Here is a 21,456-nt window from a genome sequence, read left to right as displayed (position 1 = left end):
CAATCCTTCTTGACAAATCCAGTCAAGATTTGATATTGTTCTTTTACATTCAAGAAAAGAGGGAATTATGTTAGAAAATCAAGAACAAACACGAACCTTGTCTGCTGCAGAATTGCTTGACTTATTGCAAACTGAAAGTGTTCAATTACTAGATGTTCGTGACCCAGAAGAATTTGCATCTGGCCATATAGATGGTGCTATTAATTGTCCTATGGATAAGATTGACACATTTGAGGGACCAGTCGACCAACACTATCTCCTGATCTGTAAGAGCGGAAAACGCAGCAAGCAGGCCAGAGAAATCCTGTCATCTAAGGGATATAAAGCAAATGATATTGCAGGTGGCATGGATGCTTGGAGAGGACCAATCGTAAAATAAGGGAGTGGGACAGAACTCGACCAGTCTAAAAAGAGTTCCCCTCACTTCCAAACAGTAGGTTCGGGCTAAAATAGTCCACTGGACTATTTTACTCCCACCTCCGCACAGCTCCAAAGGTTCGGGGAACCTTTGGAGGTTGGAAATAAGGCGAACTCTGTTCGCAACAATAGTAAAGGTCAGATTTAGAGTGTGAGACACGAACAAAGCTGCCAATCAACCACTGCGCTGAGATGTTGACACGAACTCTGAGAATCGAGGCTGGACTTCTGCCCAGCCCTTTTTCTTTACTTTATTTTTTAGAAATTATATAATCTAGTTATCAATACTAGATAAAAAGAGGTGGATAATCGTGAAACAAACTCTCCCCTACTGGCATGAATTACCTGACTTAGATTTGTATTTGGACCAAGTTCTGCTTTATGTTAATCAGACGACCAATTCATCAGAGCTATTGGAACAAAAAAGTTTGACTGCTGCCATGATCAATAACTATGTCAAACACAAACAGCTTGAAAAACCAATAAAGAAAAAATATCAGAAGCAGCAAGTGGCCCGCCTGATTGCCTTGACTATCCTAAAAAATGTTTTTTCCATTCAGGAAATCAGTCAAACCCTACATCTTCTTCTCCAGTCGAGCAATTCAGAAAGCCTATACAATCATTTTGTAGATTGTATGAGGGATAAAGAGAACGAAAAAACACCTGATATTATCCGATTTGCTTGTCAGTCCGTCAAACTTTATTATAAAACCCGCCTACTCACCATGGAGTTAGAAAGGAGTCACCATGAATTCTAGTTTGAAATTAAGCCTACAACTTTCCTTTGGTGAAGAAGTTGCTAACAGTGTCACCCATGCAGTCGGAGCCCTGCTTATGTTGGTCTTACTCCCCATTACTGCAATCCATTCCTTTCAAGATTATAACCTGACCGCTGTGGTCGGCATGACTATCTTTGTCATCAGCCTTTTCCTTATGTTCTTGTCCTCTTCCATCTACCACTCCATGCCCTATGCTTCTACCCACAAATACATCCTAAGGATTATCGACCATAGCATGATTTACATTGCTATCGCTGGAAGCTACACACCTGTTGCCCTATCCTTGGTCGGTGGTTGGTTGGGGTATCTAATTGTTGGCTTGCAATGGGGATTGACTATTTTCGGCATTCTCTACAAAATTTTCGCCAAAAAAATCAATGAAAAATTTAGCCTTTTCCTCTATCTCTTTATGGGCTGGCTTGTTGTCTTTATTCTGCCAGCTATTCTTCAAAAGACTGGACTTGTTTTCGGAATTTTGATGCTGGCTGGTGGTTTATCTTACACCATTGGCGCCCTCTTCTACGCCAAGAAAAAGCCCTATTTCCATATGATTTGGCATCTCTTTATCCTACTGGCTTCAGCACTGCAATATATCGCCATTGTCTACTTTATGTTATAAGAAAACAGCTTCTAGGAACCTAGAGGCTGTTTTCTTATAGCATTAAACTGATAATCATTCCAATCAGATAAAGGATTGACACGATGCTCAAAAATACCAAATGCGTCTTTCGACTCATGACCACATAGCCAACAAATTCCCGAATAAAGGCATTTAGGCTAAAGTAAAATTTTGTCTTTGCTCCGTAGCCGATACACTTGATTTTCAGTTTTCGTGCCAATAGCAGAGCTCTGAAAACGTGATAGTAATTGGTGACAAGGGCAAATCGACTGCCAGGTTTCATCAGGGCATAGGAAAATTTCAAGTTTTCCTCGGTATTGGTTGATTGGTTTTCTATCACAATATCTTCCACAGGAATCCCCTGTTCCAAGGCATAATTAGCCATAGCCTGACCTTCTGCCAGGAGTTCATCAGGACCCTGTCCGCCTGACATGATGAGCTTGCTGCCAGGATGTTTCTTGTAGATCGCTATGCCTTTTTCAATCCGCGAAGCCAAAAGTGGCGTTACCTTGTCACCAATCAAGCCAGCACCTAAGACCACCACATAATCAAGCTTGCCTGGAAAGAGATTGACCAAATTGACAAAGCTAGACGTGGTATAGAGCATGCTGATGATAATAGCATATGACACCAAAAAACTAACGTAGAGGAACAGCATGATGAAAAAGCTGATGCCTGAAAGGGATTGAACCACAAAGGGAGCGATGAAGAGATAGTAAGTCAGGGCAACCGCCAGTCCCATGGATAGGAAATTATGGAAGCGAACCCCTTCTCTCTTCAAAATCTGAAAGCCATTCAGATAAAGTGTGAAAAGCAAGACAAATGGACCACTTAACAAGGCTAAAAAGAGCACCATAGCCATGTTTATAGCCAGCAAACGTAAGATTTCATTGTTTTCGAGAATGCCTGTTGAGATAATCCATGCCAAGGCCCAGACGAGGATGTTCAAAGCAAACAGTGAGATAAAAATCGACCGCCGCTCCCAGAAATAGACAAGAGCAAACAGACCGATAGCCGCTAAAAATAACCAGAAAAAGAATGTCAAGACTAGTTTCCTCCTGTTAGCATAGACTTAATGGGCTCAAAGGTCTTTCGGTGAATGGGCGTGATGCCTAGCTTGCTCAAGCCTTCCAAATGCTCTGCCGTTCCATAGCCTGCATTCTTGGCAAAGCCGTAGCCTGAGAACTCCTTGTCATAATCCGCCATCATCTTGTCCCGCGTCACCTTGGCAACGATAGAGGCCGCTGCGATAGACAGGCTATTGGCATCTCCCTTGATGATAGAGGTTTGCGGTATTTCAGTATCCAACTTCATAGCATCTATCAAAAGGTGTTCAGGCTCTTGGCTCAGTTTGCCCAAAGCTTCCAACATAGCTAACTTGGTCGCCTCGTAGATGTTGACCTGGTCGATGACAGCTGCATCTTTGACGCCTACGCCGACTGCCACTGCTCTCTCCATGACTTCTTGGTAGATGGCTTCATGTTTGGACTTAGGGATTTTCTTGGAGTCGTTGAGGTAGCGGATTTTGCACCCTTTGGGCAAGATAACCGCTGCTGCCACCACAGGACCTGCTAGAGGCCCCCGGCCGACTTCGTCGATGCCAGCGATTAACTCCACCCCATTTTCATAAAGTGCTTTTTCGTAAGATAGCATAGCTTCTAAGCGAGCGTCTTCTGCTGCTTCTTTTTCCAGCTCCTTACGGCGTTTCTTGATAGCAGACTGGACCCCTGCTCGCTCATCCTGAGATAATTCCGACCAGACAGGACTGTCAAGACTGTCCACCTGAGCCAGCAGAGCAGTCACTTCCTTAATCGTTGCCATCTAAGTCACTCACCCTGTCTAATGTATAGGTGCCGAAACGACCGTCCCGAACGTCCTTGACAAAGAGATTGTAAAAACGGTCATAATCATCACGGAAGCCCAATTTCTTGGTCCAATCCATGATGAGTTCAGGCGTTTCCTGCTCCAAATCCATGCCCTTGAACCGCTCTTGTAGACGATCTGGATAGTTGGCCTTGAAATAGTCCAAACCAAAAATAGTCACTTCATCCATTGGCAAGAGCTGGTCCTTGATAGCTCCAGTCAGAGCTAACTTCAGTCCAACTTCTTGGTCCTCAAACTTAGGCCAGAGAATACCTGGTGTATCAAGGATTTCGAGGTCTTTATTGGACTTGAGCCATTGTTGCCCCTTGGTCACACCTGGTTTGTTGCCAACAACGGCGATTTTCTTTCCAGCCAGACGGTTCATAAGGGTGGACTTTCCAGCGTTTGGAATACCGATAATCATGGTCCGCAGGGTTTCTTTTTGAATTCCTCTTTCGCGGAGGCGTTCAATCTTGTCTTTCATCAGACTCTTGGCTGCGTCTGTCACCTTTTTCACCGTCGCTTGCTCTTTTGAGTTGATGGCAAGGGTACGGATGCCTTGACCTTCAAAGTAGCTCTGCCATTCTTTGGTCCGAACAGGGTCAGCCAAATCGACCTTGTTGAGAATCATGAGCTTGGGCTTGTCACCAACAATCTTGGTCAGCATGGGGTTTTGGCTGGATAGGGGTAGGCGGGCATCGACTAAAATGGTCACGAAATCAACGTGCTTGATATTCTCCTGCACCTGCCTGCGAGCCTTGGACATATGGCCCGGATACCATTGAATTGTTGCCATGAGTGTATAATTCCTTTCCTAGCAAGGGTTTGAGGTACTTGCTGTCTTTATTTTTCATCTAGGCACCAAATAGGCACCAAAATTTCGATTACCATGACATTTCATAAGCCAACACTTTATCATTGGATTATTGCCATAGGATACTCCTTCATCTTACTTCATTGAAAAAAGCCGTAAAAACGGCTTGGTTTGTTTCCATTATAGCAAAATTTAAACAGTTTGTCATATTCATTGATAAATGAACATGAATAGTTCTTTATTTGAATTAGGAAAGAGTTCAAAAAATACCTACAACCTTTGTTTGCCTCAATAGATTGCAGGTATTTATTTTTTTGAAGTTTATTGATTAGAACAACTCTTTATAGAAAGCAATCGTTTCTTCAAGGGTTGGCATAAATGGATTACCAGGCGCACAGGCATCAATCAAGGCATTCTTAGAAAGGTATTCAAAGTCGAAGTCTTCTTCTTTGATATCCAATTCTGTTAATTTCTTAGGAATACCAACTTTTGCTGACAATTCTTCGATTTGTGCAATAGCATAGTCTGCACACTCTTCATCTGATTTGCCAACAATATCAAGACCCAAAGCTTTTGCAACATCACGGAAGGCTGCTGGTACACGTTTGGCATTTTCACGTTCGATGATCGGTAAAATCATAGCACAGCACACACCGTGTGGCAGATCGTAAACAGCACCTAGCTGGTGAGCCATAGAATGCACATAGCCTAGACCAGCATTGTTGAAACTCATACCGCCCAAGAAGATAGCATGGACCATAGCTTCTCGAGCTTCGATATCTTGTCCGTTTTCAACAGCACGTGGCAAATATTCTTTGATAAGTTCAATAGCACCCATTGATAACTTTTTAGTTACTCCATAAGCACCCGGAGTTACCAAAGCTTCGATAGCATGGGTCAAAGCATCCATACCAGTTGCTGCTGTTAAGGCCGCTGGCTTAGAAAGCATGAGTTCAGGGTCGTTGACTGACATCACTGCCAAGCTATTCTTATCTACCATTACCATTTTTACCTTACGCTCTTCATCGGTAATAACATAGTTGATGGTAATTTCAGCAGAGGTGCCCGCTGTTGTGTTGATAGCTACAACAGGCAAGCCTAATTTTTCAGACTTATGCAAACCTTCATAGTCTTGTGGCTTCCCGCCATTGGTTGCCATAATAGAAATACAGCTTGCAGCATCTTGAGGTGAGCCACCGCCGACTGAGATAATAAAATCACATTCATTTTCTTGAAGAGCAGCTAAACCATCGTAAACATTTTTACAGGTTGGATTAGGATCAACCTGGCTAAATACCACGTAGTCTACTCCTGCTTCATCAAGAGGCTTGGTCACCTTTGGAAGAATATCACTGGTGCTAATGAATTCATCTGTGACAAGAAGAGCTTTCTTGTAGCCCAAATCCTTAACATACCCACCAATTTCATTGACACAACCGCGACCAATCAAGTTGACCGCTGGGACGTAAAATGTTGCCATAGACAACCTCCTTTTAGATTTATATGACGTATTATGTTATTGATTACTTATCGATTTCTTTTATATTATTATACTATATGCAAATGATTTTTACAAATAGTATGTGATATTTTAAACAAAATACAATTCTATAGGGAAGGCCTAGACTTATTTAATTACCCTGTCAGCTTGAATGCCCATCCATTCAACTAGCCACTTGGAATACTCCTGTCCAGTTTGTAAATGCTTCTTTACGCATTTTTTCAATTTCCACTCGGAATGCTTGGGCAAGGCTGGCACGATTGAATGATGGTGACTTCTTAGGAATATCTTTCATCACTTTTTGAACTAGGATTTCTACCTCTTCTCCATCCCTAATCCCCATATTCCAAAGTTCTTGAAGGACACTTGTGTGAAACTGCTTCTCGTATTCTTTCATAGCCGCAATGGTCCAGTAATATTCACTACTTTCATCTTTTAACCATTTCCAAACAACATCAGCTTGCTTGGTCTTTGGCTTCTCTACTTCACAGGCCTGGCACAGCAATAGCTGATTGGACAAACTTTCTGCATGAAACCATTGCCCTGAAACAATCGAAACATTTTTTACTCCATAACTGGTGTGGCAACGCCAACAAGAAGGACTTAACATTTCAGAATCCTTTAAAATCCCCAAGGCAAGCAAGCGATCTGCCCAATATTCTACAACTGATAAAAGATTTGTCGTTTTCTTATTCCAAATAAACATGTTCATATCTACCTTTCTATATTCTTTCTAACATTTGGGCTTGTACTAAACTAGCTTGTATCATAGCTAATTCTACAAGACATGCAAGATTGGTTAAGTCTATACTCTCAAACAGACGATGGGAGATAAACGATTTTGGCTGCAATCTTGTGAGCGGTTTTGCCCAAGCTTGAACACCGACATCAAACTGTTTGATCGACTGAAAATATACTTGACTAACCATCATATAGGCTTTGCTATTTAACAAATAGGCATAATCCTGCATTAAATCACGACAAAATGACGCCAGCCAAACTGCTGCATACTTTACTTCATCATCTTGATAATGCTTTAATAACTGAAATGTTAGCTGGCTACCTCTACTCATTTCAGTACTGGCTACTTGAAATTTACTCTCTTTGCTCATCACAGGATGCAAATGGAAATGTTCTGCATAGACTTCCCATTCTCTGTAAATGTCTGCCCAAGTAATCTCATGTTCTTGTTTCATTTTCTTCACTCTCCAACTTTAATGTGATACCATCATAACACCATTTTTTATTTTTGTCAAACACGTTAAACGAAGCTTGTCAAAAAAATATGCTTATGGTATAATGTGTTAAACAAAGCGAGGTACTAGCATGATTCTAGGTGATATTTTAAAAGAATTCCGAAGCCAAAATAAGCTCTCTATGGATAGATTTGCAGAACTATCTGGCTTAACAAAGGGGTATATTTCGATGCTGGAAAAAAATCAGCACCCCAAAACAAAAAAAGCTCTCCTACCCACCATGGAAACACTGGAGAAAGTTGCCAAAGGTATGAACATAGCTGTTATAGATTTGATTCAGAAACTTGATGACAACCAAGCCATCGCCCTAACGCTTACTCCTGCTCAATTTGGACAATTTAATCAAGCCATTTCCGAGCAGGCACAGTTCTTAGATCAAACACTTGAAGGAGAATTTCATGACAGATGGATTGCCTTTGGACAAGAACAAATGACAATCATGCAGACTGTATCTACTCCTCAATCAGCCAGCATACTACGTTTAGATGACTACCGTGAACAAATTGACTTAGCTGTTCCAGGAAAGGTGTCGGCTGGTACTGGTTACTGGCAGGATAGTGATTTCGACAACCTAGTGTCCTTTTATAGCGAGGATATCCCTGATAGTCGGCAATACGATACTATCGCTCAGGTTGTCGGTGATTCCATGGCACCTACTATCCAGGATGGAGACTACCTCTTCATTCGTCTGACACCTGATATCCCTCTGAATAGCATTGGAATTTTCTCAGTCAACGGGGAAAATTTTGTTAAGAAATACAAGGGGACCTACCTGCAGTCCCTCAATCCAGACTATGAAGATATCTACCTTAGCGAAGAGGACCATATTCGCCCTATTGGTCGAGTGGTAGATGTCTATAGTCCATCCTAATAGCAACAATCCATAGCATGACGATACAGAAAAGGAGGCCCCTCAGCCTCCTTTTTGTCTTTAAAATCGGAAAAGTCCATTACCAAAGTTACACGACAATTAGTTAATGATTAAATAATTATTCTGCTACCCTTATGTCTTTGATTGTCCTCTTATTTTGTTGTCTAAGTGTGGAGATTGCTTATTATGATGAAAATCACTAGAGGTTTTCTGATTTTCTTGGTTGCTAGCCAAGGACCTACCTTGACCATACAGTATTACGACACGAATAAGGATTAGCCTACTTTTGATTGAACTGGGTAGCAAGGCTAAGTGTGAGTGAATGCTATGCATTTTGCCAACAGATGCCTTAGGCATCAAAGTAGGGATAACGGACTTTTCCCCTATTAGCCATCATCCTTTGGAGGAAGTGGCTAGTAGTTAGCACCATCAGGTGAACGCTGGTATACTCCTTTCAAGCAGGGTAGATGGCGTTCAGCATCTAACTTCATTATCTGATTTCTTCTAAGAGTAGTATAACACTTTTAGAAAACGCTATCAAATAATTATGTGCTCGAAAGTCTATTTTTTATTTCTATTTCGCTTTTACATAGGCTTCCCACATTTTTTGTTGGGGTTTGGCAAAGGGATAGGTAGGAAAGTCTTCTACGGAAACCCATTTTAATTCCCTATTTTCTGGAAGTTTGGTTGTTTCTGCAACTCCTTCAATCAATTCTATCTGCCATTTACGGTGACTGAAAATATGCTGAACGCTATCAAATTCTTGCTTTTGCCAATCAACAGTCATGCCGTAAAGTTCCGTAAAGCTCTGCCGCATATCGGATTGCACAACTTCTTCTGCAACTTCAAAGAGTGAAACTTGTTTGGCTACGACAGCCCCTTTTTCCAAAAGAGGAAAGGACCAAAAACCTGATAAGAGCCCTGCTTCATTATTTTTTTCCAATAAAAATTGATTATCGTTATTGCGGATAATAAAGCCTTGATAGGCTACAGGAACGGGCTTTTTCTTCGGTGCTTTGATAGGGTACTTATTCATGGTGCCATTTAGATAAGCTGCGCTAAAGTCTTTGACGGGGCTATCCTGAGGGCGCGGGTTGGCTGGTGATTCAATATCCGACCCCAAATCCATCAAGGCTTGGTTGAAATCTCCTGGTCTGTCAGGGTCTATCAAGATTTCCATCATAGCTTGGAAAATCTTGCGGTTACTTGGAATACCAATATCGTAATCCACCTCAAATAATCGACTAAGAACCCGCATGACATTGCCGTCTACTGCTGGCTCTGGCAAATCAAAAGCAATGCTTGAAATCGCCCCTGCTGTATAGGGACCGATGCCTTTTAGGCTGGAAATGGCTGCATGAGTGGTAGGAAATTGTCCATTAAAGTCTTCCACCATTTGCTGGGCTGCCTTTTGCATATTTCGAACACGTGAATAATAGCCCAGTCCTTCCCAGAGTTTGAGAATAACCTCCTCTGGAGCTTGAGCCAGGTCAGTAATGGTCGGCAAGTGATGGAGAAAGCGTTCATAGTAAGGAATGACCGTATCTACTCTGGTCTGTTGAAGCATGATTTCTGACACCCAGATGGCATAGGGATCTCTAGTTCTTCTCCAAGGTAAGTCGTGTTTATTGGCATCATACCAATCTAAAAGAGCTTTTCGGAAAGAGATGATCTTTTCCTCTGGCCACATGTCAATTCCATAATCTTTTAAATCTAACATACATCTAGTATATCACAAAGAAAAGGAGCTAGCTTTTGCTAACTCCAAAGAGTATTCTAAACGGTCTAAGCTACACATATCCAATCAATATATTCATTCCAGCACCATCAAAATGATTGAATCTTTGGAAGTCTCAACATTCGTCCCTCTTCAATATGCAGCAACATTCATTGACTAAAATAGAATTATTCTGCGTAATATTCTTGACCATAGCCTACTACTTCAGCATTGACTTGCCAGTGGATACCGAATTTGTCTTGCAAGGAACCATAAGCAGGTGACCATGGCACAGCTTGCAAGTCCATTGTAATTTTCATAGCACCCTCAGATAGTTTTGTGAACAAATCTTGTGCAGTTTCAGCGTCGTCAGTAATCAAGGCAACTGTAATGTTGTCACCGATTGAATATGGCATTTCTGGGTTATTGTCAGAAAGCATAAACCGTTGTCCGTTTAAACGGAATTGGGCATTCATGACATGGTTTTCTAATTCTGCTGGACAGTCTGGCAAGAAATCTTTGAATAAGTTTACTTGCTCTACCTCTGCACCAAGTGCATTTTTGTAGAATTCAATAGCTTCTAAACCATTGCCATTTGTTACCAAATATACTTCCATTGCTTTAAGCATGGGATACCTCCAAAGCATTGATAGCCCATTATATCACGAATTAGTTGTACGGACAATTTTTTTGATTAAGAAAAAGTTTTTTCATCTTGTATTCCACAACCATATCAAACAAAACAACTCATAGAGGATAAAGAAAAGAATAAAGCAATGAAGGAAAAATTCCTGGGGAAGTATATAAATGACCGGATCTTTCAACGGGTCAAAGAGCCAGGTTGAATCACCAGGAAAGAGCAGATGGTGGAAGAGGACAAAGAAGCTATCAAAACCAATCAGCACCCCCACCAGCGCAATAAGTAAAGGAGCTAGTGCCATCCACATAAAAACAGTTCGATAGAGCTTGCCATAGCCTTTTCGCACCACTTCTTTCCAAAAATAGAAAACAGCAGGCAAACTAATCAGGAAAATAAGCTGTGCCAGATGAAAGAGACCTTTCACATCCGCAAAATGTTTCAGACCATCAGCTGAAGATGAAAAATTTGGCATGTCTAAAACACTTGCAAATGGATTGGTCAGATAGTTCATCAAGATATTAAAGTTATAGGAAATATCCGCCGCCTTCATGTAGACAACATTTTCCAAGCCTAAGAAAGAAATTTCTAGTGGAAAAATTAACCAAGCAAGATAAATGGTTGCTAAAACGGCTGACGACAGGGTAAAAAATACTGTTCCAACAAGTTGTAACTTAGTTCTCATCAAAACTCCATTCATCTAAACTATCGAGGACATGGGTTGGAGCAAGGGGCAAGTCTGCTACTTCTTCTGGCTTGGTGAAGCCAGTCAGGACTAAAAGAGTTGGAAATCCATTGTCAATCCCCGCACGAATATCCGTCAGGTAGTTATCTCCCACCATAACCGTTTGGCTGCGTTCTGTCCCTAAAATCTCCAGGGCCTTGTCCATGATAATAGCTTCAGGCTTGCCGATAAAGGTCGGCTCCAAACGGGTCGCAGCTTTCAAAAGCGCAATAAGTGAGCCTGCTCCTGGCAGATGACCTCTTTCAGTCGGAATGTTCAAATCAGGATTGGTACCGATGAAGGTCGCTCCCTTTTGAATAGCCAAGGTGGCAATGGCCAGTTTTTCATAGGTCAACTGAGTATCCAAACCGACAACAACATAGGCTGGATTTTCCGTGTCTTCCACATAACCTGCCTCAAAAATGGCAGACTTGAGCCCGTCTTCTCCAATGACATAGACTGTCTTTTCCTTGCCCAAATCATTCATATAATCTACTGTCGCCAGACTGGCTGTATAGATGGTTTCAAGTGGTGTCTCAATGTTAAAGTTTTCAGCCAACATAGCCTGCACCATCTCAGGACGGCGGGTGGTATTGTTGGTCACGAATAAATAGGGAATCTGACGTTCTTGCAAGCGATGAATAAACCGCTCACCAGCAGGAATCCGCTTTTTCCCTTCATAAATCGTACCATCCAAATCAATCAAATAACCTGTATATGTCATTTTTCCTCCTTAATCAAATCGTGTTTCCCAATGCTCAGACCAACTAGCTTCCAAGCAAAGTGCTAACTGCTCAGCTGTATTTTTCGCAAGTGAGAGCGGTGGTAAGTCATCTAGACTGAAAAAGCCACTGGCAAGAGTTTCCGAATTGGGCTGAAACTCCCCGCCAAGGAGACGACATAGAATGAAGACCTTGGTCACGCGGTGGGCTGACTTGGCAGGATTGTTCTTGTGCTTGTCCAAAATTGCCACCACACGCTGAGCCTCCACATCCAGCCCCGCTTCTTCCTTGACTTCCTTAACAACATTATCCTTGACGGACTGGTCCACATCGCACCAACCCTCTTATGTCAAGGAATTGACGAAAATTTTATTCATTTTTCAATTGATTATATCACATTTTCTAAATGCAAGAAAGAGACTTGAATACCAAGTCCCTTCTTAAGTTATTTATAGATAACCTCAAAGAAGCCCAAACAGTCGACGATGACTTTCTCAACATGAGTTTCTATTACTTCTCTTGATAAGGTCTGGCCACTAAATTTATCAGCTACTTTAGTCGTTTGTAAGTTCTCCTCTAAATGTACTATTTTGTCATCTAACTCTTGCTTTTTAGCGATATAATCATCACGAGTGATACGATTTTCCTTATAATCTTGGAAAGCGGCCAATTTCTTTTCCTTTAGCTTCTCTATGTCATGGAGTAGATTAACTCTCAATAGTTTTCTTGGTTCTTGAGATTTATTCTTCAAATCCTCAAAAATAACCTTCTCAATCTTATCTACTTTACAAGAATGCATCGAATGCCCTTGACTTTTACAGTAGCGACAATAAAAATAATGGCCTTGATTATGATTTCTAATTAGAGACAAACGATGTTGGCAGTGTTCACAGAAAACAAAACCACGTAAAACAATATCTTCTGTCGAACGAGATTTCTGCTGAGACTGATGAGTTCTTCGTGACTGTCGAGCTCGATGTGCCTGCTCGAATTCTTCAGGAGTAACAAGAGCCTCATGGTTATTTTCAATTCGCTCCCATTCTGATTGAGGGCGTGTAATATGCTTGCCCTTAATATAGGTCCTCGTGTTAAAGAGGTAAGTGCCTTTATAAGCTTCGTTTTTCAGTATTTGTCGGACGGTATTTGAGGTCCAAATATTACGTTGTTGCTCATCAGTTAAAATAATTGACTTCTGATATTTGGCTTGACTGACTTGCATTTTCCTCTCAGCTGGAGTAATGGTCTTCTCCTCATTAAGGAGTAATGCAATCTTTTTATCCCCCAGTCCCTCAATACTTAATCTGAAGATTTGTCTCACGATAGGTGCTACAGCCGCATCAATGATAATCTTAAAGCGATCTGTAGGGTCTTTGAGATAGCCAAACGGTGGTAACCAACTCATATTCTTGCCTGAACGCTTCATAGTATTCATAGCACTTTTGACTTTCTCAGAAACATCCTTGGCATAAAATTCATTAAGTAAATTCTTAAAGGAGACATCAATCTCAACACCATTATTCTCTGAAGTAAGACTATCATATTGGTCATTTAGAGCAATGAACCTCACTCCTAAAAAGGGGAATATGTTTTCCAAGTAGTTCCCTAACTCCAGATAATCACGCATAAATCGTGAGAGGTCTTTAACAATAATATGACGAATCTCGCCGGACTTAACTCTTGTCATCAACCGCTGAAAAGCTGGGCGATTGACGCTTGTCCCTGAGAAACCATCGTCCACAAATTCTTCTCGCTGAAAGTTTTGGAAGTCAGAAGAATTATCAAGAAAATGATGAAGTAGATGTCTTTGATTGACAATGGAATTGCTTTCATCAGTTCCAGCCTCATCGACAGATAGTCTAAGGTATAAAGCCACTTTAGACATTCTCCACACCTCCTATCTGACAGCGAAACGTAATCGTCACCTGTTTATTCACACCAACTTCGATGCGTTCGATGATTGCCTGTAATAGTTCCGAGGTTAGGCTATCTGTTCCTTGGCATTGAGTTAGCGATTTGATCCAATTTATCTGCTTCTGATGTTCTTCTTCCAGTTGCCCGATAGCCGTCTCACAATGTCTTATTTCCTGTGAAAGTATCCCTATTTGAGCTTCCTTCTCTGATTTTTGAGTGAGATAGGCTGTTTTTTCAGTTCGTACCAAACTATATGAAGCATATAAATCACTTATTTCTTCTCGTAAGCGCATGATAGCTTGTTGGTGCTGTCTTTCTTGCTTATGATAAGTATTGATACAATCCTCTTTTCTGGTTCTCAACCTTGATGTTAGCTGTTTTATTCCTCCTAAACGATTCAGTTCATCTTGAATGAACTCCGAGATAATTCTATCTAAAGCCTTTTCACTAATATAAACGGTCTGCTTTGTTACATGATCCGAATCATAGATATAATCCATAAATGTATAATAATCTTCATTCTTAAAATGCTTACAGTATCTAGGTAACTGGGTATACTTTCCATGTGCATAAATCAAACCCTTATAACGATTCGGAGTTCGTTCCCTAGTAGAAAGTTTTTGCGATTTTCGGCTTCTTGAATGTTGTAGAATTCTGCTATAATCCTCTTGACTGATATAGGATTTATGAGCATTTTCATAACGAATCGGCTGACTCTCTAACAAATTCTTACTGCGTGTTCTCTGAAGCAATTCTCCACGATAAACTGGCATTTTAACCAGGCGAAGTAAATTGCCCGATTTCCAAAGTCGATGATCACAGTCAATTCTATAGAGATCTCCAGTTTCCCGATATGCCAGCGGTACTGCAATTCTATGCTCATTCAAATATGCAGCTATTTTCGGCATTGATTGGCCTTCAATCGCTTTTCGAAAAATAGTATCAAGAACTGGCTTTACTTGATGATCAATAATTAATCGTGTTCCTTGTTCCTGTTTATCTAATTGATAACCATAAGGCGCTGATGTACCGATATAATAACCCTTACTAGCTTGATGAATATTGTAGGATGTCAATTTTTTTGAAATCTCTTTAGAATAAAGGTCGTTAACTAAATTCTTAATTTCTACCTCAAACGACTTCTTTTCTCCAAGTCCGTTAAGGGTATCAAGGTTATCATTGATAGAGATGAAACGAACGCCCAAGAAAGGGAAAACTTTATCAATAAGACGCCCCATCTCAATATAATCCCTACCTAGACGTGATAAGTCTCTAATCAGAATACAATTGATAAGACCCTTTTTGACATCTCCCATCATTTCTTGAAAGGCAGGGCGATTAAACTTCGTGCCTGAATACTCATAGTCAGTATATGTTTTGGCAACCATTAAGCCCTTAGCTTTGGCGAATGTTCTCGCTAAGCCTTCTTGAGTCTCTAATGACTGTGATTTATTTCTCCAAGTTTCTGTTCTTTCCTTCGATAATCTAATGTAAATACCAGTTCGATAAGTTGTAACCTGAATGGTATCTGTTTCTTCTGTACAGTAGCGGTTCTTCGTGCGAGCCATCAAACCACCTCCGTTTCCAGATGTGAAAACTGTTGGAGCATATCCAACTCTTTCATATCATGAATGACTAGCGTAATCTCATGGTCTTCTCCAATATCAATCCGATCTAAGAGAGAAACCAATGTCAAGCGGTTTAAGTAGTCTGTCTCTCTCAACTCACTTAACTGCTTCAACCAAGCTTCCCTATCTTGAAGCTTATGATAGAGTTCCTGAGCTAATCCTTTTTTTAGAGCAATGGTTTCTTCAACCTGCTTCAGCTTTTGGCGATAATGTCGCTGAAATTCCTGATACTCCGACTCATTGATAAGACCATCATCTAGGTCCACATACAGGGAGTGAAGTAATCGCTCATACTTCTTGCGTTCGGTCACTAGTAGCGTAAAGTCAATTTCAAGAAATGACTCTTCTGACAGATAGTCAGGGATACGTTCAATCAGATAGGACTTCCACTCTAGGTGTTGAGCTATCAAGGTTGAAATGACTTCCAGCAGACTATCGTGCTTAATAGCGTGACGGCTACAACCTTGTCCCTTGTTGTATGTACTACAAATGTACTGATTAGTCTCTGTTTGCTTGTAACGGACTTTTCGCTGTATCATCTGCGATTGACAGTCTTTACAAAAGAGTAAGCCTACAAACAAAGATGGCTGACCTTTTCCATTCTTGACATCTCTAAGTAATAAGCGATTGGCAATCTCAAAGGTGCTTTCAGATACAATACCTTCATGTGTTTTATCTACCCGCACCCAGTCATCTGGACTGACCTTTAGAGACTGTTGCGATTTGTAATTCAGTTTCGTATGTTTTCCCTGCTCCAAAGTCCCTGTATAAACTCTATTGACCAGAATACGATTAACCAATTTGGTACTCCACTGATTAGAGGTACCATAAAATCCCTTGAAATTTTCTTGACAAGATTTCTTATGTTGAAGTGGGGTTGCGATGCCAGCTTTATTAAGATAAGTAGCAATCCTATTTGAAGAATACCCCTCTAGCTTGAGCCTAAAGATTTTTTCAATGATAGGACGAATACTCTCATCCACTACTAGGTGGTTCCTCTCGTTATCGTCTTTGCAATAACCGTAAGGAGCAAATGCTCCTATAAATTCTCCGTTCTGGCGCTTAGCCTTTTGTGTGCTACGGACTTTCATGGAAATATCCCGACAGTAGCTATCATTGATAAGACTTTTAATCGGCAGAACTAGGTGTGTTTCATTTGTATCCGCAGTCAAGCTATCATAATGATCATTGACCGAGATAAACCTCACACCAATGGAAGGGAAAATCCTTTGAATATACTTCCCAGTCTCAATATAGTCTCGCCCAAACCGAGATAAGTCTTTGACGATAATTGTATCTATCCTTTTCTCATTAACCATTGTCATCATGCGGTTGAAATCAGGACGATTAAAGGTTAAACCACTAATACCATCATCTACAAATTCTTCTAAAATGATAAGGTCATGCTTTTCAGCGTAGTCTCTTAAAAGTGAACGCTGATTGACAATGGAGTTACTTTCGATATTATCTCCATCATCTCGTGATAGGCGTAAATAAATACAGGCTTGTGTCATTGTTTTCTCCTTAATCGATATTCTTAGGTGCGGATCGATCAAGGATTAAAGTTCTACCATTCTATTTTACATAATTTACTGTTAATTGTCCGCTAAAAGTTTATATTTTCTCTAACTTTTTGCCAAGTAAATCATCTAAAATATCCGTTAGACATAGTGGCTTATCGGTGACTTTTACAGTTACCTTATAGCCTTCAATGACGACCTGCGATGTCTCCTTTTCTGTTGTTGTTTTTGTCATACTATATTATTCCTTAAATTTAAAATAATGACCTCCGTGGGAACGACTGGTTAGGTCATTCATGGGAATCTCACCCGCTGTCCTTTATCGCTGGCAGCCTGAACGTGCAGAAGTATCATTGTCCTTAGTTTGTATCTTGGCAAATAGAGTACCATTCTATTTTATAGCTGATTATTGTCGCTCATATCATGGCGAACCAGACTAAACTGCTCAACAAATAAGAAAGTCCCACCTTGGTCTATTCAGTTGTCAAAGGACAAAGGATTATTAATAATTAGATTTTTCCATTTCTAAAATATAATCTGTAGTTACATCATACAATCTCGCTAATTGCTTTAGATATAGAGTAGGCACATCCTGTCTCCCACTCTCTATTCTGGAATAAGCCGATTGTGAACAGTGAAGATACATAGCAATCTGATTTTGAGATAAATCGTTATCCTCTCTTAAATTCTTTAATCTAATATACATTATCAATCCTCTTACTAATATTGTAAGTGAGCGATAATCAAATTAACTAATTTATGCAAAATATGCATAATTTAATTTTAAATAAAATATTACTCGTGGTGCTAGTTAATCTCAAAATACAATAAAAAGCCCAAAATGAACTGCACCCCAAAAGTTAGATTTTGTATCTAACTTTTGGGGTGCTTTTCTGATGAAATTAAGTTATGAAGATAAACTAGGTATATACAAGTTGAGATAGAGAGGTGAATCATGGCCTCAGTTAAGTCAGCGATATGGAATCTGTACTTCCAATCTCAAGTACATGGTTAAACTCATGGATAGATATGGTGTTGAGATTGTTGATAAGGGTAAAAATCGGTATTATTCACCCGAGTAAAAGCAGGAAATGATTGATAAAGTCTTGCTTGATGGTCAGTCCCAGCTCTCTGTTTCTCTTGATTATGCACTGCTAAATCAAGGCACTCTTCCAAATTGGATAGCGCAATACAAGAAATACGGGTATACTATTGTTGAGAAACAAAGGTGGAGACCGAGTAAAATGGGGCGCAAACATAAGAAAACCTGGGAAGAGATGACAGAAGTTGAACGTCTTCAGAAGGAATTAGAATATCTTAGAGCGGAGAATGCTGTGCTAAAAAAGCTGAGAGAATACCGCTTGAGGGACGAAGCAAAGCGCAAAGAGCAACAGAAATCAGTCAAGCATTAACGCATCAGTTTTCCCTAGTGACTTTACTTGAAATCCTTGATTTACCACGTTCCACCTATTACTATCAAGTGAAGCGACTAGCTAATCCAGATAAGGAGAAATCTATCAAGGATGAAATACAATCTATTTATGATGAGTACAGGGGCAATTACGGCTATCGTCGGATTCATTTAGAATTACGAAATCGTGGCTTTATCATCAATCACAAGAAGGTGCAGCGCTTGATGAAAGAGTTAGGCTTAGCGGCTCGCATTCGTCGTAAGCGCAAGTATGCTTCTTACAAAGGTGAGGTGGGTAAGAAGGCTAATAATCTGATTAAACGTCAATTTGAAGGCTCTAAACCTTACGAGAAGTGTTATACCGATGTGAAGGAATTTGCCTTACCTGAAGGGAAACTCTATCTATCGCCTGATCTTGATGGCTATAATAGTGAGATTATTGATTTTACCCTGTCTCGGTCACCTGATTTGAAACAAGTTAAAACCATGCTTGAGAAGGCTTTTCCAGCGGATTCATACATCGGAACCATTCTTCACTGTGACCAAGGCTGGCAATACCAGCACCAGTCTTACCATCACTTTTTGAAAACCAAGGGCATTCGTCCATCCATGTCTCGCAAGGGAAATAGTCCAGATAATGGGATGATGGAGTCCTTCTTTGGCATTCTCAAATCGGAAATGTTTTATGGATTTGAGAAGTCTTATCAATCCCTTGATGACCTTGAGCAAGCTATCACAGTTTACATTTTTTACTACAACAACAAACAAATCAAAACTAAACTAATAGGACTTAGCCCTGTCCAATACAGAACTAAATCCTTTCAGTAATTATTTGTCCAACTTTTAGGGGTCAGTACAAAAGAACTATACTGTAAGTGCCGAAACAAACAGGAGGTAGTCGAAATGAGCCACTTACAGTATACTGTTAAATCCCATCACTTACAATGGAATTTGAAGCAATTATCAAAAATTTGCCACCAGCTCTATCGTGATTATTGTCCAGATGGCTTAAAACACCGTCGTAACATTAGCTTGTCCAAGGTATCAGACGAATCTCTATTAGTCTTGCTTCTTTTGCAAGCTGAACTAGGATTAAGTCAAAACGGCATTTCTACCGTATCTGCCAACTCTTTCATTGCAGCGAACTTCTTTAAAGAAGTCGCTTTAATCGACGAGCAAGACAGTTGATTTGGTTAGTTCAAGTCATTAGAAAAGCAATGAATACTCAAATCTCACCTGTTTTCATTGTTATTATAGCTAGCTTTCCCTTGCCACTTTACCAACCTGTCCGTAACTATAGAACACGTATTTTTAACGACGCAGCAGATATTGGCTACAACGCTTCCAAACATCTGTGGTTCTATGGATTCAAAGTACACATGCTGGTAACTTTATCAGGCTATATTCTGAATTATGTTGTGACACTTGCATCAGTCCATGATAGTAGGGCAGTTGATAACTTACTAGAAAATTGCCGACAACTTTATATTTTGGCAGATTTAGGCTATCTTAGTAAGGTACTTAAAGATCATTTGACCCTAAAAGGCTATCATCTATGGACTGCCTTACGCCAAAATATGGCAGGAGCTAAACAACATAATCATTGGAAACTGATGGCTATGAGACGAACCATTGAGACTTGCTTCTCAGAGATTTGCGGTCTTTTTGATATAGAACACACACTGACTAGAGGTTTAGCAGGTCTGCGGTTAAGGCTGGAGCAAATTATACTGGCTTACAATCTGAGATACTTCAAGATTAACTAGCACCATGAGTAAAATATTGAGTAAGTTGCTATTGTAGTATAATAGTAACTATACTTAGTTTTTTTCCACTATAAACCTTTGGCAATAGTCTAAATATTTAAAAGAAAGTAAGTAATCTTTCTTGGCAATTTCTATTCCATGAACTAGAATAATTCAATTTTTATTGAAAAAAATCATTTAAAACATATTTTATCTTATGACACCTCGACCAAAAATCAGATAGTTTTTAAATTAAGTTCTTACTATTTAAGGATAAGTCATTACTATATCAATTTTAGAAAAACTGCGAGATACGGTGTAATTTTATAAAGAAAAAGCAACGGCATCAAATCCGTTGCTTTGTTTAATAGAGTTTGGCACAAACTATAAACTCTTCTCTTTTATGATATATATTGGTCTTCTCTTAGTTTCTAAAAATATTTTTGATAAGTATTTACCAATTATTCCAAGTGCCATCAACTGCAATCCACCTAAAAATAAAATAACTGTAACAAGACTAGCCCAACCAGATACACTTCCGTCAATTGTTAGCTTTCTCACAACAACAAACAAAACACCTATTAAAGATAAGATAAAGGAAAATGTCCCGGCCCAGAATGCAATATTTAAAGGCGCCTCAGAAAAATTAACAAGACCCTCCAACGAGTAACGAAGTAAACCCCAAAAACTCCAAGAAGTTTTTCCTGCTACACGTCCTCTATTTTCATAAGGCAAATAGGTAACATTATATCCAACCCAGGAAAAAATACCTTTAGAAAAACGATTAACTTCATTAAATTCTAGGATACTGTCGACAACCTGCCGAGTCATAAGACTAAAATCACGAACTCCATCAACTAATTTCGTATCAGATACAACATTTATCAACTTATAAAAAAGTTTTGCGAACAAGGATCTAATAATCGGCTCACCTCTGCGATCAATTCTTTTAGTTCTAACTATATCAAAACCATGTTGGATTATTCGGTACATATCAGTCAACATTTCTGGTGGATCTTGAAGGTCTGCGTCCATTATCGCTACAAAATCACCTTTTGCTTCTTTTAAACCTGCTAAGAGCGCTGCTTCTTTCCCAAAATTTCGAGAAAATGAAAGATAGTGGACATTTTCAAACTTATCGGAAATTTTTCTAAGAACATCTAGAGTTTTATCTTTGGAACCATCGTTAACAAATATATAATTAAATTGCAAGTTTTCTTTCAACTGTTTTTCTACTAATTTTGTTGTAGTTATGAAAGAAGGTATTGTCTCCTCCTCATTATAACACGGAATAATTATTGAAAGTTCTTGTTTCGACATA

At 39.8% G+C, this 21,456-nt stretch carries 20 protein-coding genes and 3 pseudogenes; 6 read left to right on the top strand and 17 right to left on the bottom strand.

What is annotated here, in order from left to right:
• The first annotated feature begins 67 nt into the window (after nt 1–67).
• The 3 genes from C1G57_RS09025 (at nt 68) to trhA (ending at nt 1,815) form a co-directional block, all read left to right on the top strand.
• On the top strand, nt 68–379 hold the full coding sequence (locus C1G57_RS09025; RefSeq protein WP_105114617.1) for a rhodanese-like domain-containing protein: 312 nt from the start codon (nt 68–70) through the stop codon (nt 377–379).
• A gap of 349 nt (nt 380–728) precedes the next feature.
• Nucleotides 729–1,175 (top strand): DUF1836 domain-containing protein, encoded by a 447-nt coding sequence (locus tag C1G57_RS09020; protein ID WP_105114616.1) that lies wholly within the window; start codon nt 729–731, stop codon nt 1,173–1,175.
• Complete coding sequence (gene trhA / locus C1G57_RS09015) at nt 1,165–1,815, top strand: PAQR family membrane homeostasis protein TrhA (protein WP_105114615.1); 651 nt, start codon at nt 1,165–1,167, stop codon at nt 1,813–1,815. Before C1G57_RS09020 ends, trhA begins: the two co-directional genes overlap by 11 nt.
• A gap of 34 nt (nt 1,816–1,849) precedes the next feature.
• Here the strand turns inward: trhA and C1G57_RS09010 are convergent, their stop codons facing one another.
• The 6 genes from C1G57_RS09010 to C1G57_RS08985 form a co-directional block, all read right to left on the bottom strand.
• Nucleotides 1,850–2,860 (bottom strand): YdcF family protein, encoded by a 1,011-nt coding sequence (locus tag C1G57_RS09010; RefSeq protein WP_105114614.1) that lies wholly within the window; start codon nt 2,858–2,860, stop codon nt 1,850–1,852.
• Nucleotides 2,861–2,862: 2 nt separating this feature from the next.
• Nucleotides 2,863–3,636: a ribonuclease HII gene (locus C1G57_RS09005; RefSeq protein WP_105114613.1), complete on the bottom strand. Its 774-nt coding sequence runs from the start codon at nt 3,634–3,636 to the stop codon at nt 2,863–2,865.
• Entirely contained in the window at nt 3,623–4,474 is an 852-nt protein-coding gene (gene ylqF, locus C1G57_RS09000) for a ribosome biogenesis GTPase YlqF (protein WP_105114612.1), read from the bottom strand. Before ylqF ends, C1G57_RS09005 begins: the two co-directional genes overlap by 14 nt.
• A gap of 346 nt (nt 4,475–4,820) precedes the next feature.
• Nucleotides 4,821–5,972: an iron-containing alcohol dehydrogenase gene (locus tag C1G57_RS08995; protein ID WP_105114611.1), complete on the bottom strand. Its 1,152-nt coding sequence runs from the start codon at nt 5,970–5,972 to the stop codon at nt 4,821–4,823.
• A gap of 184 nt (nt 5,973–6,156) precedes the next feature.
• On the bottom strand, nt 6,157–6,705 hold the full coding sequence (locus C1G57_RS08990; protein WP_238597136.1) for a hypothetical protein: 549 nt from the start codon (nt 6,703–6,705) through the stop codon (nt 6,157–6,159).
• Between the two features lie 10 nt (nt 6,706–6,715).
• Entirely contained in the window at nt 6,716–7,189 is a 474-nt protein-coding gene (locus C1G57_RS08985; RefSeq protein WP_105114609.1) for a hypothetical protein, read from the bottom strand.
• A 130-nt stretch (nt 7,190–7,319) separates the two neighbouring features.
• On the opposite strand from C1G57_RS08985, the gene C1G57_RS08980 reads away from it, so the two are divergent.
• Nucleotides 7,320–8,120 carry an XRE family transcriptional regulator gene (locus C1G57_RS08980; RefSeq protein ID WP_105114608.1) on the top strand — a complete coding sequence of 267 codons (801 nt, stop codon included), beginning with the start codon at nt 7,320–7,322 and terminating at the stop codon, nt 8,118–8,120.
• Nucleotides 8,121–8,694: 574 nt separating this feature from the next.
• Here C1G57_RS08980 and mutY read toward each other — a convergent pair.
• From mutY to C1G57_RS08935, 10 genes and pseudogenes are all read right to left on the bottom strand, one after another.
• Nucleotides 8,695–9,840: an A/G-specific adenine glycosylase gene (gene mutY, locus C1G57_RS08975; protein ID WP_161941142.1), complete on the bottom strand. Its 1,146-nt coding sequence runs from the start codon at nt 9,838–9,840 to the stop codon at nt 8,695–8,697.
• A 185-nt stretch (nt 9,841–10,025) separates the two neighbouring features.
• Nucleotides 10,026–10,466, bottom strand: coding sequence for a VOC family protein (locus C1G57_RS08970; RefSeq protein ID WP_105114606.1), 441 nt, complete (start codon nt 10,464–10,466; stop codon nt 10,026–10,028).
• An 81-nt stretch (nt 10,467–10,547) separates the two neighbouring features.
• Complete coding sequence (locus tag C1G57_RS08965) at nt 10,548–11,159, bottom strand: TIGR01906 family membrane protein (protein ID WP_105114605.1); 612 nt, start codon at nt 11,157–11,159, stop codon at nt 10,548–10,550.
• Nucleotides 11,149–11,922 carry a TIGR01457 family HAD-type hydrolase gene (locus C1G57_RS08960; protein WP_105114604.1) on the bottom strand — a complete coding sequence of 258 codons (774 nt, stop codon included), beginning with the start codon at nt 11,920–11,922 and terminating at the stop codon, nt 11,149–11,151. Before C1G57_RS08960 ends, C1G57_RS08965 begins: the two co-directional genes overlap by 11 nt.
• 9 nt (nt 11,923–11,931) lie before the next feature.
• Nucleotides 11,932–12,261, bottom strand: a pseudogene (locus C1G57_RS08955) (NUDIX domain-containing protein); the annotation flags it as partial.
• A gap of 104 nt (nt 12,262–12,365) precedes the next feature.
• Nucleotides 12,366–13,802 carry a recombinase family protein gene (locus C1G57_RS08950; RefSeq protein ID WP_105114603.1) on the bottom strand — a complete coding sequence of 479 codons (1,437 nt, stop codon included), beginning with the start codon at nt 13,800–13,802 and terminating at the stop codon, nt 12,366–12,368.
• On the bottom strand, nt 13,795–15,399 hold the full coding sequence (locus C1G57_RS08945) for a recombinase family protein (protein ID WP_105114602.1): 1,605 nt from the start codon (nt 15,397–15,399) through the stop codon (nt 13,795–13,797). The genes C1G57_RS08950 and C1G57_RS08945 overlap by 8 nt, the downstream gene beginning before the upstream one ends.
• Nucleotides 15,399–16,973, bottom strand: a complete 1,575-nt coding sequence (locus tag C1G57_RS08940) for a recombinase family protein (RefSeq protein ID WP_105114601.1) — start codon at nt 16,971–16,973, stop codon at nt 15,399–15,401. The genes C1G57_RS08945 and C1G57_RS08940 overlap by 1 nt, the downstream gene beginning before the upstream one ends.
• Nucleotides 16,974–17,073: 100 nt before the next feature.
• Nucleotides 17,074–17,214, bottom strand: coding sequence for a hypothetical protein (locus C1G57_RS11275; RefSeq protein WP_165865314.1), 141 nt, complete (start codon nt 17,212–17,214; stop codon nt 17,074–17,076).
• 267 nt (nt 17,215–17,481) lie between these two features.
• Nucleotides 17,482–17,685 carry a helix-turn-helix domain-containing protein gene (locus C1G57_RS08935; protein WP_105114600.1) on the bottom strand — a complete coding sequence of 68 codons (204 nt, stop codon included), beginning with the start codon at nt 17,683–17,685 and terminating at the stop codon, nt 17,482–17,484.
• Nucleotides 17,686–17,875: 190 nt separating this feature from the next.
• Between C1G57_RS08935 and C1G57_RS08930 the strand changes: the two are divergent.
• Both C1G57_RS08930 and C1G57_RS08925 read left to right on the top strand, forming a co-directional pair.
• Nucleotides 17,876–19,218, top strand: a pseudogene (locus C1G57_RS08930) (IS3 family transposase).
• Between the two features lie 75 nt (nt 19,219–19,293).
• A pseudogene (locus C1G57_RS08925) lies at nt 19,294–20,156 on the top strand (IS982 family transposase).
• A 363-nt stretch (nt 20,157–20,519) separates the two neighbouring features.
• On the opposite strand, the gene C1G57_RS08920 reads toward C1G57_RS08925, so the two are convergent.
• Complete coding sequence (locus C1G57_RS08920; protein WP_105114599.1) at nt 20,520–21,455, bottom strand: glycosyltransferase family 2 protein; 936 nt, start codon at nt 21,453–21,455, stop codon at nt 20,520–20,522.
• Between the last annotated feature and the right edge of the window lies 1 nt (nt 21,456).

Source organism: Streptococcus suis, from assembly GCF_002960425.1.
Taxonomy (GTDB): domain Bacteria; phylum Bacillota; class Bacilli; order Lactobacillales; family Streptococcaceae; genus Streptococcus; species Streptococcus suis_S.
This window is presented reverse-complemented; position numbering and strand designations above follow the sequence as displayed.